The 14277-nt window shown below is 62.2% G+C and carries 13 protein-coding genes; 1 reads left to right on the plus strand and 12 read right to left on the minus strand.

Annotated elements, in window-relative coordinates; genetic code table 11:
- Positions 1–7 precede the first annotated feature (7 nt).
- Positions 8–340, minus strand: a complete 333-nt coding sequence (locus DRB19_RS15840) for a hypothetical protein (protein WP_114187001.1) — start codon at positions 338–340, stop codon at positions 8–10.
- Positions 341–762: 422 nt separating this feature from the next.
- On the opposite strand from DRB19_RS15840, the gene DRB19_RS15845 reads away from it, so the two are divergent.
- Complete coding sequence (locus DRB19_RS15845; protein ID WP_176602647.1) at positions 763–1227, plus strand: MarR family winged helix-turn-helix transcriptional regulator; 465 nt, start codon at positions 763–765, stop codon at positions 1225–1227.
- Positions 1228–1268: 41 nt separating this feature from the next.
- Here the strand turns inward: DRB19_RS15845 and DRB19_RS15850 are convergent, their stop codons facing one another.
- The 11 genes from DRB19_RS15850 to DRB19_RS15900 form a co-directional block, all read right to left on the minus strand.
- Complete coding sequence (locus DRB19_RS15850) at positions 1269–1700, minus strand: PRC-barrel domain-containing protein (RefSeq protein ID WP_114187003.1); 432 nt, start codon at positions 1698–1700, stop codon at positions 1269–1271.
- A gap of 61 nt (positions 1701–1761) precedes the next feature.
- Complete coding sequence (locus DRB19_RS15855; RefSeq protein WP_114187004.1) at positions 1762–2601, minus strand: aldo/keto reductase; 840 nt, start codon at positions 2599–2601, stop codon at positions 1762–1764.
- Between the two features lie 132 nt (positions 2602–2733).
- The gene (locus DRB19_RS15860) at positions 2734–5499 is read right to left on the minus strand and encodes a PAS domain-containing protein (protein ID WP_114187005.1); all 2766 of its coding nucleotides are present in this window, start codon (positions 5497–5499) and stop codon (positions 2734–2736) included.
- On the minus strand, positions 5496–6182 hold the full coding sequence (locus tag DRB19_RS15865; RefSeq protein WP_114187006.1) for a chemotaxis protein CheX: 687 nt from the start codon (positions 6180–6182) through the stop codon (positions 5496–5498). The genes DRB19_RS15860 and DRB19_RS15865 overlap by 4 nt, the downstream gene beginning before the upstream one ends.
- Before the next feature lie 5 nt (positions 6183–6187).
- Positions 6188–6571: a response regulator transcription factor gene (locus DRB19_RS15870; protein ID WP_114187007.1), complete on the minus strand. Its 384-nt coding sequence runs from the start codon at positions 6569–6571 to the stop codon at positions 6188–6190.
- Positions 6572–6673: 102 nt separating this feature from the next.
- Positions 6674–6943, minus strand: a complete 270-nt coding sequence (locus DRB19_RS15875; RefSeq protein ID WP_114187008.1) for a hypothetical protein — start codon at positions 6941–6943, stop codon at positions 6674–6676.
- Positions 6940–8922, minus strand: a complete 1983-nt coding sequence (locus tag DRB19_RS15880; protein ID WP_114187009.1) for a chemotaxis protein CheA — start codon at positions 8920–8922, stop codon at positions 6940–6942. The genes DRB19_RS15875 and DRB19_RS15880 overlap by 4 nt, the downstream gene beginning before the upstream one ends.
- On the minus strand, positions 8922–9749 hold the full coding sequence (locus tag DRB19_RS15885) for a CheR family methyltransferase (protein WP_174799955.1): 828 nt from the start codon (positions 9747–9749) through the stop codon (positions 8922–8924). The genes DRB19_RS15880 and DRB19_RS15885 overlap by 1 nt, the downstream gene beginning before the upstream one ends.
- A gap of 56 nt (positions 9750–9805) precedes the next feature.
- On the minus strand, positions 9806–10900 hold the full coding sequence (cheB, locus tag DRB19_RS15890) for a chemotaxis-specific protein-glutamate methyltransferase CheB (RefSeq protein ID WP_114187011.1): 1095 nt from the start codon (positions 10898–10900) through the stop codon (positions 9806–9808).
- Positions 10897–12354: a chemotaxis protein CheW gene (locus DRB19_RS15895; protein ID WP_162815713.1), complete on the minus strand. Its 1458-nt coding sequence runs from the start codon at positions 12352–12354 to the stop codon at positions 10897–10899. The genes cheB and DRB19_RS15895 overlap by 4 nt, the downstream gene beginning before the upstream one ends.
- A gap of 4 nt (positions 12355–12358) precedes the next feature.
- Positions 12359–14227, minus strand: a complete 1869-nt coding sequence (locus DRB19_RS15900) for a methyl-accepting chemotaxis protein (RefSeq protein ID WP_245439557.1) — start codon at positions 14225–14227, stop codon at positions 12359–12361.
- Positions 14228–14277 lie beyond the last annotated feature (50 nt).

Genomic DNA, 14277 nt, shown 5'->3' on the forward strand with positions numbered 1-14277 from the left:
TTGCCGTTCAGTGCAGAAGCTGACCCTGCTGAGCTTCAATCACGAGTTCGACCGCAGCTGACAACTCGTCCTCGTCGAACTCGAAGCATCCACAGCTGTCGACAATGGAATCGCTTTCATACGAGTAGATCTCTACCCAGAAGGGAGGGACCGTGGGAGGCGTGTCTTCCAAGGGAGCCTCGGACAACCGCACCTCGACAGCGCCAAACTGCGCAAGCCTGATGGTGCGGGAACCATCGGCATGATCCGGCGTTAAAGCCAGCTGGACATAAGCCCTGATGATGTCCTGCTCGATCTGGTCATAACAGGCCTCCGCCTGCATCGCATTGAATCGGGACATTATATTCTCCCTTCCTGCTTGAAAGCGTTGGACGACAAGGGAAGCGTCAAACGCCGAGAAACTCCGCCGGGCTGTGTGCCCGACCTTCAATCATTTGCACTGTTCAGGTTGTTTCCACGGGGCGAAATCTCCCCGAGACTGGAGGACATCAGTCCAGACCACCGCATTCGCGCACGCGAAAGCGGTCGGCGGCAACTGTACCGAAGTTCATTCAGCTATACGCAGAGCTACGCCATTGCGGGAACGGCAACGCCACACAACGTGATACTGGAAACCAGAATGGCTGACGGTCAAAAAAGTCGAAGCCACACACACAATGAATTGAACTTCCGTTAGCCTACAATCGAACTGCAAACAATAGTAAAATGAACAAGCACTCTAATTTCTATCCGAAAGGGCCGTCAATCAAACCGGAGACCGGAATGGCGCCGAAAAAGCCTGACACGCTGAGTTCCGAGGCTCTGAGGCTTTCCAAGCAGCTGTGCTTCGCCACCTATGCGGCGTCACACGCGTTCAGTCGGTTCTACAAGCCTCTCCTGGAGCCCTTTGGTCTCACCTACCCTCAGTACCTTGTCCTTCTGGTCCTTTGGGAAAACGACAACTTGACCGTGAAGGATATCGGGCGGCAGCTCTATCTCGACTCGGGCACCCTCACGCCTCTGCTGAAACGTCTTGAGGCGGGAGGGATCGTGAAACGGTCACGCGACATGGAGGATGAACGGCAGGTTCGGATCAGCCTCACGGCCAAGGGTCACGCCTTGCAAAAGCCGGTCTCGGAGGCCTATCCCCGTGTGGTCTGCGGGACTGGCCTCAAGGCAAAAGAATTCGACGCCCTGAGGGAGCAGCTCGAAAAAATGCGGCAGAGCTTGAACGGCTCCAACCCATAAGCCATGCCGACTGAGAAGCTGCCCTATGGGTGCGCGAAGGATCACACCGTCGGTGCAGTTTTATAATAGGCGTCTACCCTGGCGCCGTACTCGTCGTCGGTAAACGGATCCTCGTTCGCGCCATATCGGGGAGCGTCGGCGAGACGGTCCTTGTCCACGTCGACCATGTAACCGCCAAGCCGCGTATCGTAGGTCAGCGCCCGCCAAGGCAACGGGTGGTAGCTCTCTCCAATGCCGAGGAAACCACCGAAGCTCATGACCACGTAGGCCACATGGCCGGAGATCTTGTCGACCATGAAGTTATAAACGGTTCCAAGCTGCTCCCCTGCCCTGTTGAACACGGGGGTGCCCTCGACTTTGCTGGATGCAATGAGACGTCGGGTCTCGTCGATGGCGACGCCCTCCGCCGAGGGGTCGAGTTCCATTGAGCCTGGCTCACGAAGACGGCTCTCGTTCGGAAGCTGAGTTGGCATCGCGTTCTCCTCTAGAGAGAAACGCCAAGCTGGAAGGGCTGTTCCAGCGGAGGCGTTCCCGTTACGCCATGTCATCGAAGTCCATGTCCCAGCCGGGGCGGACCATGCGGCCGTCTGGCCGCGCCAGGCCTGAGATCTGCTGCATATCGTCGACTGACAGCTCGAAATCGAAGATGTCGAGGTTCTCGGCAATGCGGCCCTGGTTGCCCGATTTGGGAATGGCCACGGTTGACGGCTGCTGCACGTGCCAACGTAGCACCACCTGCCCAGGTGTCTTGCCGTGCGCCGATGCCAAGGCCTGAATGACCTGATTTTTCGTCAGGTCGCCCTTCCCAAGAGGACAATAGGACGTGAAGGCCATTCCGTGCTTCCGGCAGGCCGCCCGAACGCGGGTCTGATCCAAATAGGGATGGTATTCGCACTGGTTCACCACCAGTGGCTCGCTCGAATGCTGCACCGCCTCGTCCAGTAGCCGGACTGAAAAATTCGACACGCCGATATGACGCGTCAGCCCCTGGCGCTTGGCTTGGTTCAGGGCGCTCACGGTCTCGCTGAGCGGAACGTCACTGTTGGGCCAATGGATCAGGAGAAGATCCACTTGGGAGAGGCCGAGCCGTTGGAGACTGGCCTCGGCGGAGTGCAACAGTTCGGAGGGTCTGAGGTCGCTGTGCCAGATCTTTGTCGTGACAAAAATCTCATCACGTGGGACATCCGATGCCCTCAGGCCAGCCCCAACGGCCTCTTCGTTGCCGTACATGGCAGCCGTATCGATATGGCGGTAGCCCGCCTTGAGCGCCCATTGCACAGCCTCGGAGCATGCATCACCGCGAAGGGTCCAGGTTCCTAGGCCGAGGGCCGGAATGTGAGCGCCATTGGCTTCGACAAGTGCGGCTTTCGTCATGGGATGTCCTCACTGGCGGGCAGCAGCCCCGGCGCCCCATAAATACGTCAGCACGAGCGTTCGACAATGCAGGTCCGTGGCCTTGCCGGATGGGCCTAGCCCAAGGATTCTCTCGGAGGCGCGCCCCTTAAGTTATGATCTCTCGATGATGTGTCGAATCCGGCTTGCGAGGTCATCGACCGCGAACGGCTTGGTGATCATTTCCATGCCGGCCTCCAGAAAGCCGGACGAAATCGCGGCTTTCTCCGCATAACCAGTGATAAAAAGGACTCTCAGATTCGGCCGCAGCAGACGGGCATGATCAGCCAGCTGACGACCGTTGAGACCTGGCAAGCCTACATCCGTGACAAGAAGATCAATGCGCTGCTTCGATTCCAGGACGCTCAGTCCGGACGGACCATCATCCGCCTCCAGGGCCCGATAACCCAGATCGCCAAGAACCTCCAGAATGAGGCCCCTGACCACAGGCTCATCCTCGACGACGAGAACCGTCTCGCCAGCTTCGGCCCTATGAGCCTGCCTCAGGCCTGATGGCACATCTTGGTCATCGAGCTCGCCATGATACCGCGGAAGATAGACGTTGACGGTCGTGCCCTTGCCGACCTCGCTGTAGATCCGCACATGCCCCTCGGACTGCTTGGCGAACCCATACACCATGGAGAGGCCGAGGCCGGTCCCCTCACCCAAGGGCTTGGTCGTGAAGAACGGATCGAAGGCCTGAGCTACAATGTCGGCCGGCATGCCCGTTCCGGTATCAGAGACGCTGATTGCCACGTAATGGCCGGGGGCGACGTCCTGTTGGGTCGACGCAGAGGCAGCATCGAGATGAAAATTGCTGGTCTCGATAGTGAGCTTGCCGCCATCCGGCATGGCGTCCCGCGCATTGATGGCGAGGTTCAGGATGGCGCTTTCCAGTTGGTTGGGATCGCACAGGGTCAGCCAAAGGTTGTCTGACGGGACCAGTTCGAGCTGGATCGACTCGGAGATGGTCCTGCGGAGAAGATCCTCCATCGACGTCACGAGCCGATTGGCGTCAACGGACCTAGGATCAAGGGGTTGGCGCCGGGCGAAGGCAAGGAGCCGATGGGTCAGCGCCGCGGCCCGGTTCGCCGACGTCATTGCCGCTTTGGCGTAGCGCTCGACATTCTCGGTTCGGCCCTGGCTGATGCGGGTTTGCATGAGGTCCAACGACCCAACGATACCGGTGAGCAAGTTGTTGAAGTCGTGCGCGATGCCCCCGGTCAGCTGGCCGATCGCTTCCATCTTCTGGCTCTGGCGAAGCTGGTCTTCCAGCTGCTTACGTTGCGTGACGTCCCGGCCGACGCTGTAGAACATGTCGCCAGCGGGCGCGAAGGTCCAGTTGATCCACCGGTAAGCGCCGTCCTTTGCCCGGAGGCGCATGTCGAAGTCCCCGACCGCATCCCCCCTCAGGACAGCCTTCAGGTGTTCGTGTGTAGAGGCTTCATCCTCGGGATGAACCCAGGCGTCAAACCTGGTTCCGACGACCTCGTCCTCCCTATAGCCAAGCAATTCTGTCCAAGCAGGATTGATGGCGGTGTGATGTCCATGGCCGTCGCAAACGCTGAAGAGATCGCTCGACAGGCTCCAGAGGCGATCCCGCTCACGTGTCCGTTCCTCGACCCGGCTCTCGAGCTTTTCGTTGAGCTCCCGAAGCCTCTCCTCGGACTGCTTCGCGGTCGTGATATCATAGACGACGCCGATAAATCTGATGCCGGCCGTCTCCACGTCCTGCACATATTCGCCCCTGCGGGCGAGCCAACGGTGTTCGCCGTTATCGGAGCGCGCAATGCGGAATTCCGCGTAGGACGTGCCTTCAAGGCCAGGGCTCTGCTCGATCACCGGGGGATCTCCCGGCATCACCAGAGCATTGATCGTGCGAACCGGCAGAGCATTGGTAAGGTGAAGCCCGAGGAGCCGGCAGAATTCGTCCGAAACGCTGACCGTGCCGAAGCCCTGAACGTATTCGAAGGTTCCGATGCCGCCAGCGGTCTGCGCAATCCGCAAGCGCTCCTCGACGTGCTTCTGCTCTGTGATGTCCACCAGAACGCCGGTGAACCGCAGAGGCTGGTCGTTCTCGTCGAAGTGGCATCGGCCACGGGCGTGGACCCACCGCAACGAGCCATCAGGAGCGACGAGCCGATACTCTTTCGAGAAAATCTCCGCTCCGCCGAGAATGCCCGCGACGGCAATGCGGATCCTCGGGCGGTCCTCCGGATGGATCGCCGAGAAAAAAACATCGGCGGGTACGCCCCGCGCAGCTTCTATCGGATCGAGACCGTAGAGAGCCGAGAAACGCGCATCGGCATTGAGACATTGGTTGACGATGTCCCATTCCCAGGACCCGCCGGCGCCTGCAACGGCAAGGGTGAAGCGGAGCCGTTCGTTGGTTTCGTCGAGCTTCTTCTGACCGGTCTGGAGATCCCTATGTATCCTTTCGGCTTCGTGAACCTGTGTGACGTCGAAATGGGTGGACAGAAAAAAGATAATGTTTCCACTCGCATCACGGATCGGCGCGATGAACATCCTGTTCCAGTACGGCGTACCATCCTTGCGAACGTTCAGGACCTCGGCGGAGATCTCCCGTCCGGCCTCGATGGCTGCGCGGATTCGCGCAGTGGTGGCCGGGTCGCTCTCCGGCGCCTGCATGAATCGGCCGTTGCGTCCGATAGCCTCCTCTGCGGGGTAACCGGTGATCTCCGAGAAGGCGTCATTCACGAAAACGACGGGGTTGTCCGGCAGCCGCGGGTCGGTGATAGCCAAGGGCAGCCCGGATTGTTCCAGGGCGGTGAAGATCGGACCGGCCTGCCGACGCAGTTCGTCGACCGCGGACTCGATCGCCCGCCGGTGCGGCTGCTGGGGTGAATTCCGGACCGTCATGCCTGCCAGGAGGCGTTCTGTGAATCCGTTCCTTTGGATGACACAGATTCGACCTCCTTTCCGACAACTCGCTCAATGAAATCGGCGATCAACTGCTGCAAAGCCGCCAACGACGGCAGATCCATGAGCATGGCAATATAGCCCCGGATATCCCGATTGCGGACGGAGAAATTGATGTAGAGAAACAGCACCAGCCCGCCTTCGGCTCTCTGATGCAGGAGCTCGAACAGAAGCGGCCCGTCGCCCCGAATGACTTCAGGCAGCGAAATGTCGAGCGAGCGTTTCAGCATATTCGCCATGGTGGCGAGGCAACCGTTCAGGATCACGTTACCGGTTTCGGCCAGCGCCTCCTGCTCCATTTCCGCGACTTCGTCCGGCGAGAGCTGATTGCCGACAACAGCCCGGACCAGATCCAGGCTGGTTTCTTCGGGAAAGATCAGCAGAGCACGACCTGCGAATGCCCCCTCGAACTGCTGGCGGACAGCAACGAGCTGACCGGCTTCCCGTTCCTCGATCAGCCTTGACGCGTCCTTCGGGGAAAGTATCTCGATCGCCGGAACGGACAGGATCACCTCTTCGCCGATCATCTTGCGAAGGCTCGAGGCTGCCCGGCTCACGCCGATGTTCACCAGCTCCGTCAGCGCGTCACGTTCTAGCTCGCTCAGGGCGATATCAACTGACATAAAGCTCAAGCACCCGTCGCTCGTAGGCGGAGCGCCGCCCCGGACACAAAGCCCCGAAGCCCGTCCTCCGTGAGAGGCTTGCTCACGAAGGTAGCGTTGACTTCCCGCGCCCGGGCGATCACCTCGTCCTGAATGTTGGCGGTGATCACCGCGATCGGCATGTTTGGGTGGAGAGCCCTCACCTGTGCGGCCAGTGCGAGGCCATCCATTTCCGGCATGTTGAAGTCAATCATGGCCAGATCGACCTTCTGCTCCCGCAGGATCGCAAGCGCGTCGTTCGCGTTGCTGGCCTCAATACGGTCCCATTCGGGCTGAAGCGCAGCCACGGTCTTGCCCGCAACGATGCGGGCGAGCTTGCTGTCATCGACGATCAGAACGGTAGTTGGCACTCATGTACTCCGCGAGGGGAAAGGGTTGGCCGGGCGGCCGGCTTCGCCTGGGGCGAAAACTCATATGCTCTTTTTAATGTAAGAGGAAGGAATGACAACCGTTCAGCCCTCCTGCAACCCTGTGTCGATAGGCCCCGCTTCCCGGAGGAGCGGGGCGATCCAGCTGCGAACGAAAGGATCCCGGCTCTCGCCTTGCAAAGGAGGCTCTAATGCGATGAGAACCTGGACCACGGCCGCATGAAGGTGCTCTGCCCTGGTCAGGTCGACGACGCGGCTCCTGTCGGCCTGAAGCCATGCCAGAAGCGGCTCCGCATCCTCGACCCGGCAGGCCCCCTCCAGCTTGATGATGTGGCCGTCCAGGCGAACGCTCATCCGATCAGCTCCGGTATATCGAGGATCATGAGAACGCTGCCGTCGCCCAGCAGGGTCGTTCCCATTACGCCGGGCATTCCGGTGAGAAGGCCGCTCATTGGCCGCATCAGCACGTCCATCCTCTCGGCGAACCCATCGACTGCGATCCCGACCAAGTCCTTCCCGATCGGCATGACGAGCACTTTCGCGCCCTCCTCGGTCTTCGCGTTGCGAATGCCCAAAAGGTCGGCAAGGTGGACCAGTGGGAGGGTCCGGTCCCGCAGTACGAAGGCCTGTGCGTCGCGGACCGGGACGATGCGCTCGAACGGCACAAAAGCCGTCTCGACGATCCCGTCCATGGGGATGCCATAAAGCTCACCCCCGACCCGGACCGTCATCACCTTGGTCATCACGACGGTCAGCGGCAGGGACAGCCGGAGGGTGGTCCCCCGCCCGTGTGAGCTCTCGACGCCGACGCGTCCGCCCATTTTCTCGATGGCGGTGCGCACAACGTCCATACCGACGCCACGTCCCGACAGATCGGTCACCTCGGAGGCGGTCGAGAATCCGGGCGCGAAGATGAGATCAAGGGTCTCGGCGTCGCTCATCCCGTCGATCTGGTGGCCGGGGAGGAGTTTCCGCTCGCGGGCAACCTGACGGATTCTTGCCGGATCGATCCCGCGCCCGTCATCCTCGACCTCGATGATCACCCGGTCGCCGTCGCGTCGAGCCCGCAGCGTCACCCTCGCCCGTGCGCTCTTGCCGGCCTTCAGGCGCTCAGTTTCCGGTTCGGCTCCATGGTCGACGGCGTTGCGGATGACGTGGAGGAGCGGCTCGAACAATCCCTCGACCACGGATTTGTCAGCCTCGACTCCCTCGCCTTCCACAGTAAAGTCGATGCCCTTGCCGAGCCGGCCTGCAATCTCCCGGACCGCGCGCGGGAAGCGCCGGAAGATGTCCCGCAGGGGCAGCATACGCACATCCATGATGCCCCGGTGCATGTCTGCTATCAGACGCGCGATGGTGGCCTGGCTCGATGCGACGCGCTGGGCCACCTCCCTCTGATCCAACCCTTCGTCAATCTGCGCCGCCAGATGGGCAAGGGCGTTCTTGGCGATGACAAGCTCGCCAACGAGATCCGCCAAGTGATCAACCCGCTTCGCATCGACGCGAAGCACCCGTGCGCCCGCGCCGTCGACGACTGCCGCCCGCTCCCCCAGACCAACATCCCGTCCGGAGGCATCCACGGCCTCGTTCCGCATTTCATGGAATGCGACCTGATCCGGAACGAAGCGGAAGACGGACTTCACTTCATCGAGCGACGCGGACGACAGGGCATCAATCCGGAGATTGCACGAAAACGGATCAAACGCCGACAGGCTCGGCCACGGCTCTCTGTTCGACAGTCGTAGCACCACCAAGTCGGGAACGGAGCGAAGCAACGCCATCGGATCGTCGCCCGCAAAGAAGCAATCGGCACGCGGCGTATAGCGGATCGCGGTCAGGGGCGTTTCGCCCGCCTCCAGGATCGTATTCGCTTCTGGGTTGGCTGCAATCAGCTTCCAGGCCCAGGAGGCATCTGTCGATGGCGCGTTGCCGGCCTCGTTAGAGGGGCGCGCATCGAGTTTGGAGCGCAGCGCGCGCTCAAGACGCCGCCCCTCCGCTGCGGCGTCCGGCGGCAGATGCCCCGTCTGCTCGATGACCCCAACCCACTGCTCAGTTCGAGTGATGCATTCGAGCAGCGCGTCGACGACAGCCCTGTCAACGGTGGCGCGTCCATCCTTCAGTCCGCCGAGAACGTCTTCGGCGGCATGGAGCGCAAGGTTCAAGGGCGGGAAATCGAAAAGCCCAACCGATCCCTTAAGGGTGTGCACCGCACGGAAAGCGCTGTCGAGGCGCACGGAGTCGGCCGGGTCGCTCTCCAGCGCCAGGAGATCCTCCGTCGCCTGCTGCACGAGCTCTCGCGCCTCGACGATGAAGTGCTCGATGAGATCGTCCATCAGCCCCTCCCCTCGGAGCGCTGATAAACGATGCCGTCCTCGAAGCGGCGGACTGCGAACCGGTCCGAAATACGCGACATCGATTCGGTGTGCCCGAGGCAGATGAATCCCCCTGGCTGGAGAGAATCATAGAGATTGTGGGCGGCGAGAAGGCGCGAAGCGTCATCGAAATAGATCAGGACGTTCCGGCAGAAAATGATGTCGAACCGCCCCTGCGTCGCTGTGGAGGCGGTCTCGACGAGATTGACGGGCGTGAACTTCACCGATTCCCGAAGATCCTGGATCAGCGTACGGCGTCCGTCGCCGGACGGCTCGAAATAGCGTTCCACGACCTCCTGGGGCAGGCGCGACAATGCCCGCTCTCCGTACTCGCCGGCCTGCGCGTCGAGCAACGCGCGCGTGTCGATGTCCGAGCCGACGATTTCGATATGGTAGGCATCAACCAAAGCCCAGTTCTCGAGCAGCCAGATGGCGATCGAATAAGGCTCCTCGCCCGTCGAGCATGGCACCGACCAGATGCGAACCAGATCACCGGGCTGTCTGCCTTGCACGATCTCCGGCAGGAGCGACCGACCGAGGACGCGGAGCTGGTGCTCCTCCCGGTAAAAATAAGTTTCATTCACCGTGAAGACGTTGATGAGGCGTTCGATCTCTTCGTTGTTGGATTGCAGGTACGCAAAGTACGCCGGAAAGGAACGCGCGCCCGTGACCGACATGCGATCCGCGATGCGCCTGTCCACATAGTAGCGCTTGCTTTCTCCAAACAGCATTCCGGTGCGCCGATAGAGGAATTCGCAGAAGCGGCGCAGCTCGTCGGCCGTGAGCATGGACGCAGATGCATCTGCGTCGTTGACGGCTCTTCCGCGAGGGTTCGACGGCCGCCTCATGGGGATCCTACCACGTCCATGACCCGATCGGCGATCTGGTCCAGGGGAACGACGAACTCGGCGCCGCCCTTACGGACCAGTTCACCGGGCATGCCCCATACCACCGCGCTCTCCTCAGCCTCGGCAATGGTCCGCCCGCCTTTGGCGCGAAGGCGGCTCATGGTATCCGCGCCATCGTTGCCCATCCCGGTCATCAATACGCCGACAAGCTTGTCGGGCGCGAAGTGCTGCATGGCACTTTCCACCATGCGGTCGACGCTGGGATGCCAGCGATGCTCTGGAAGCGACGGGGCCGGCAGAACCACAAGGCCTGTCGAGCGCATGCCAAGGATGATGTCGGCATCCCCCCGACCGATATAGACGGACCCCGGCGCAAGAGGCATGGGATGCGTCACCTCGGTGACGGTCAATGCGCAAAGCTTGTCAAGGCGGCGAGAGAGGGGTCCCGTGAATGAAGCCGGCATATGCTGCGCCACCAGAACCGGCCATGGAAAACTGGATGGCAGTCGGGACAGCAAGGCATCCAGGGCTGGGGGGCCTCCGGTGGATGTTCCGACCAGAACGACACCGTCGGTTGACGCAGTCTCGACAAGCCGTCTTCTTGCTGCTGGAGCAGCCTTTTGAGATGCCGTTCGAGGTCTTGCGCCGAGGCCGCTTCGCATCCGCACCCGATCAGTCAATCTCAGGCTCCGCCGCAGACGCGCCTCGGATGCGGCGCGAACCTTCTCCACCAGACGCGGCGCAAGCATATCGATCTCAAGGGACATGGCCCCTTCCGGCTTTGCGATAAAATCCACGGCGCCGAGATCCATCGCCTCCAGCGTTACGCCCGCCCCCGCCTCCGTCAGCGACGACACCATGACGACCGGGCATGGCCGCTCGATCATGATCCGGTCGAGGCATGTGAGGCCATCCATCTCCGGCATGTGCACGTCGAGCGTGATGACGTTGGGCTCGAAGGCAGCCAGTTGTTCCAGCGCTTCGACGCCGTTTCGCGCGAACGCAACTTCGAAATCGCCCTCGGCGGCGAACACGCCGCCCAGAAGGCGGCGCATCAATGGCGAATCATCGACGATGAGCAGCCGGATCACGAAGTGGGCCGTTCCGTGTTGCCGTCGTTCATGGCCGCAAGAAGATCCTTTTCGGCCTTGTCCAGTAGTTCGCGCGGATCGAGAAGAAGGATCATCCGCCCCTCGATTTCGATATTGGCAATGCGATCGATCACCTGGCTTCGGTCGCCGCCGACTTCCGGCGTTGGACGCAATTGGCTTGCGGGTATTTTCAGTACTTCAGACACGCCGTCCACGACGAACCCGGCCTGAAGGTGATCGATCGTGACGACGACCACGCGCTCGCGTCTACGCTCGCCCCTGCCCTCGAAGTCGAAGCGCCGCCGCTGGTCGATCACGGGAACGACACGCCCGCGCAGGTTCATGACTCCGTCGATGAAAGCGGGAGCCTTGGGCAGCCTTGTGAGCGTCTCGGGCACGCGAACCACCTCATCGACCGACCCGATCGGCAGGCCATACTCCTCGCCGCCGAGCTGGAACACGATGAACTGCTCGTCACTGTCCGCGCGCATGTCCTTCATGCCCATGTCGTGGCTCTCTGTGGTATGAGGCGCGATCCGTTCGGCCAATGACCTGTCGCGGAAGAGGCGGTCCGCCGAGAGAATCGACACAAGTCTCCGCCCGCCGTCGAGACGACAGATGCCTTGCACCTCGGCTTCTGCAGCGCCCCGGGTCAGGACCGCCGGAACAGGATCGATCATGCCGGAGGGCACCCGAAGGATCTCCTTCATGCCGTCTGTGACGAGGCCGACCGCCTCATCGCCGACATGCGTGATCACGACCCGGGACCGAGCATCGCTCTGACTGCCCCCGCGCAATCCAAGAAGCCCATGAAGTGAAACAAGCGGCAGCAGTTGCCCCCGCAGCGTCATGACGCCGAGCATGACCGCCTCCGTGCGCGGTACAGCTGCAATGCCGGTCGGCAGAGCCACCACTTCGCGGACGCTTTCGAGTGGCAAGGCGAAGTCCTGGCCCGCGACACCGAAGCTGACGAGAGCCTCCTCGTCGACGGCCGTCGTCTCCTGCTCGTGACCTGCCGGAGATGACGACTGGCCTTGGCGCGCCCGGCGCACAAGGCTGCCGAAGTCTCGGGCCAGCAATCCGTCGAGATTGATGAGCCGAGCCGGCGCCCCGTCATCGGGGCGATCCGTGTCGCCAACGCCATCCACGGCGCCGAGCGCCGTGACCTCGTCAATCATGAGGCCGATCGGCGAACCACGATCAATCACGATCACACGAGGGCTTGCCGGCGGCTCACCCTCGGTCCCGAGAAGAGCCCGCAGGGAGACCACCGGCATCACCGCGCCCCTGAGATTGGCGACGCCCACAAGGCTCTTTGGTCCGAGAGGAACGCGCGTCACGCTTGGGGGGCGGATCACCTCTGCTACGTCGGATGCAGGCACGGCGAAGCGCTCGTCGCCGACCTTTATTGTCAGAAACGAGCGATCGACAGCCGGAGGGGCCGTCTCCGTCATGGCCTTACGACTCCGCGATCTGGAGTTCATCGGCCAGCGAAGCAATCTCCTCGATGGCCGCTGCTAGATCCTCGGCGCTGGTGGCCTGCTGGCGAGCGGCAGTTGCGGCTTGAGTGGCGGCGCTTCCGGCCTCCTCGGCCACAGCCGCGACCTGCTGCGTTCCGGCTCGAACCTCACGAGCGGCGGTTAGGATGCCTTCTGCTCCCGACAGAACAGCGACATTTCCTTGCCGGATGGCCGCCACATCCGTATCGATCGCGCCAAGCCTCGAGACAATCAGCGCGTTTCTGGCGATTTCAGCCTCCGACGCATTGATGCTTTGATCGAGATCGTGGCGCACGGCCGTGACCTGATCACGGATCTGACGAACCACGTCCTTGATGCGGTCGGCGTTATCCGATGCATCCCGCGCCAAGGCGCGAATATCGCCGGAAACGATGGCGAAGCCTCGGCCCGCCTCGCCTGTCCGGGCGGCCTCGATCGATCCGCTCACGGCCAGCATATTGGTTTGCACGGCCACAAGCGCGATCCCGTCCACGATCTTCTCGATGCGTCGGCTGGAATCCTCCAGTCCTCCGATCGATCCGACGACCGCCCGCATCTCTTTCAAGGTCGCTTCGACCCCGGCGGCGAGGCGCATCACCGAGGACCGGTTCTGCAGGAGAACTTCCGAGAACTCTTCGACCTGCCTCACCGCAGCTCCGGCTGCGTCGCGCGAGTCGCTCGTGGCCTTCTCGATCTGCTGCATGGCCGCGTTCGCCTGCTGGGTCGCGGCAGCCTGCATCTGAGCCCCCCGGCTGATCTGATCGACAGCGGTCATGATCTGGCCCGCCGCGCCGGACAGTTCCTGAATCGCCGCCGACAGTTCTTCCGCGGCTGATCCGACCTGCTCGGCATTCGCAGCGCCTGTCGATCCCATCTGGAGATCGTCAGCAAGTGCCGCGAGAGCCTGCGCGGTCTGTTGGCTCTGATCCAGGGAAACGCTCTGCTGCTGGACGGCCCGTTGCGCCTCTGCGGCTGCGGCAGCCTGCTCCTCGGCAGCACTGGCGACCTGCTCCGCGCCCCGCTGCGCCTCACGGACCGCCGACTCGGCTTCGACGGCAGCCAGGAGAATGGCCTGACTGCCTTCGGCCAGGACCGAAACGTCCGTCCTGATTTTGTCCAGCACCACAACCACCGACCGGCCTACCTGGGCCTCTCCGGAAGCGTCCTCTGCGGATTTTCTGATCTTTTCGGCCACGGAGCGAACTTCGGTCGCGATTCCTTCCGCGAGCGATTGAACCTCATGGGCGCTCTTCTCGGAGTTGGCCGCCAGGGCACGCACCTCGTCTGCTACGACCGCGAAGCCCCGGCCGTTGTCCCCGGCCCGGGCCGCTTCGATGGCGGCATTGAGCGCCAGAAGATTGGTTTGGTCCGAAATGTCGCCGACCGCCCGCGTGATATCACCTATGTTGACAGCCTGCCTTTCTAGCAGCGCGATGATGTCCACCAGGGTCTGCTGGCGCGAAGCATTCGCCTCCACGGCCGCCACGGAGATATTGATCTGAGCGCCTGTCTCGGCGAGAAGGGTCTGAAGAGCCGCCGTCCTTGCCCGGGAGGCCTCCGCATGTGTACGGGCATCGGAAAAGGATGCGCCGAGGCTCATGATGGCGGTAAGGGATTGCTGGGCGGCCCCGGCGGCTTCCTCCGCGCCGGTCGCAATCTGCTCCATGGCGCGGCGTAGCTCTTCAGCTGCCGAGGATGCTTCGACCACTCCGCTTGCAAGCTCTTCGGTAGCTGCGCCGATGCGCTCCGCAGCCTTCTGTTGTCGGGCTCTCATCCGGTCGAGCGCCCGCCGCTGCCCGCCCGGCCCCTTGATAGGGGTCGGCGACACGTCATTGCTCGCAGAACGTGAGTTACCCTTGCCTGGAAGTTCAGACGTCT

Source organism: Microvirga aerophila (assembly GCF_003332305.1).
Classification (GTDB): domain Bacteria; phylum Pseudomonadota; class Alphaproteobacteria; order Rhizobiales; family Beijerinckiaceae; genus Microvirga; species Microvirga aerophila.

Excerpts from the sequence above, each read along its gene's own strand:
- DRB19_RS15840 (WP_114187001.1), bottom strand. The coding sequence starts at position 340 with ATGTCCCGATTCAATGCGATGCAGGCGGAGGCCTGTTATGACCAGATC.
- DRB19_RS15845 (WP_176602647.1), top strand. The coding sequence starts at position 763 with ATGGCGCCGAAAAAGCCTGACACGCTGAGTTCCGAGGCTCTGAGGCTT.
- DRB19_RS15850 (WP_114187003.1), bottom strand. The coding sequence starts at position 1,700 with ATGCCAACTCAGCTTCCGAACGAGAGCCGTCTTCGTGAGCCAGGCTCA.
- DRB19_RS15855 (WP_114187004.1), bottom strand. The coding sequence starts at position 2,601 with ATGACGAAAGCCGCACTTGTCGAAGCCAATGGCGCTCACATTCCGGCC.
- DRB19_RS15860 (WP_114187005.1), bottom strand. The coding sequence starts at position 5,499 with ATGACGGTCCGGAATTCACCCCAGCAGCCGCACCGGCGGGCGATCGAG.
- DRB19_RS15865 (WP_114187006.1), bottom strand. The coding sequence starts at position 6,182 with ATGTCAGTTGATATCGCCCTGAGCGAGCTAGAACGTGACGCGCTGACG.
- DRB19_RS15875 (WP_114187008.1), bottom strand. The coding sequence starts at position 6,943 with ATGAGCGTTCGCCTGGACGGCCACATCATCAAGCTGGAGGGGGCCTGC.
- DRB19_RS15880 (WP_114187009.1), bottom strand. The coding sequence starts at position 8,922 with ATGGACGATCTCATCGAGCACTTCATCGTCGAGGCGCGAGAGCTCGTG.
- DRB19_RS15885 (WP_174799955.1), bottom strand. The coding sequence starts at position 9,749 with ATGCTCACGGCCGACGAGCTGCGCCGCTTCTGCGAATTCCTCTATCGG.
- DRB19_RS15895 (WP_162815713.1), bottom strand. The coding sequence starts at position 12,354 with ATGACGGAGACGGCCCCTCCGGCTGTCGATCGCTCGTTTCTGACAATA.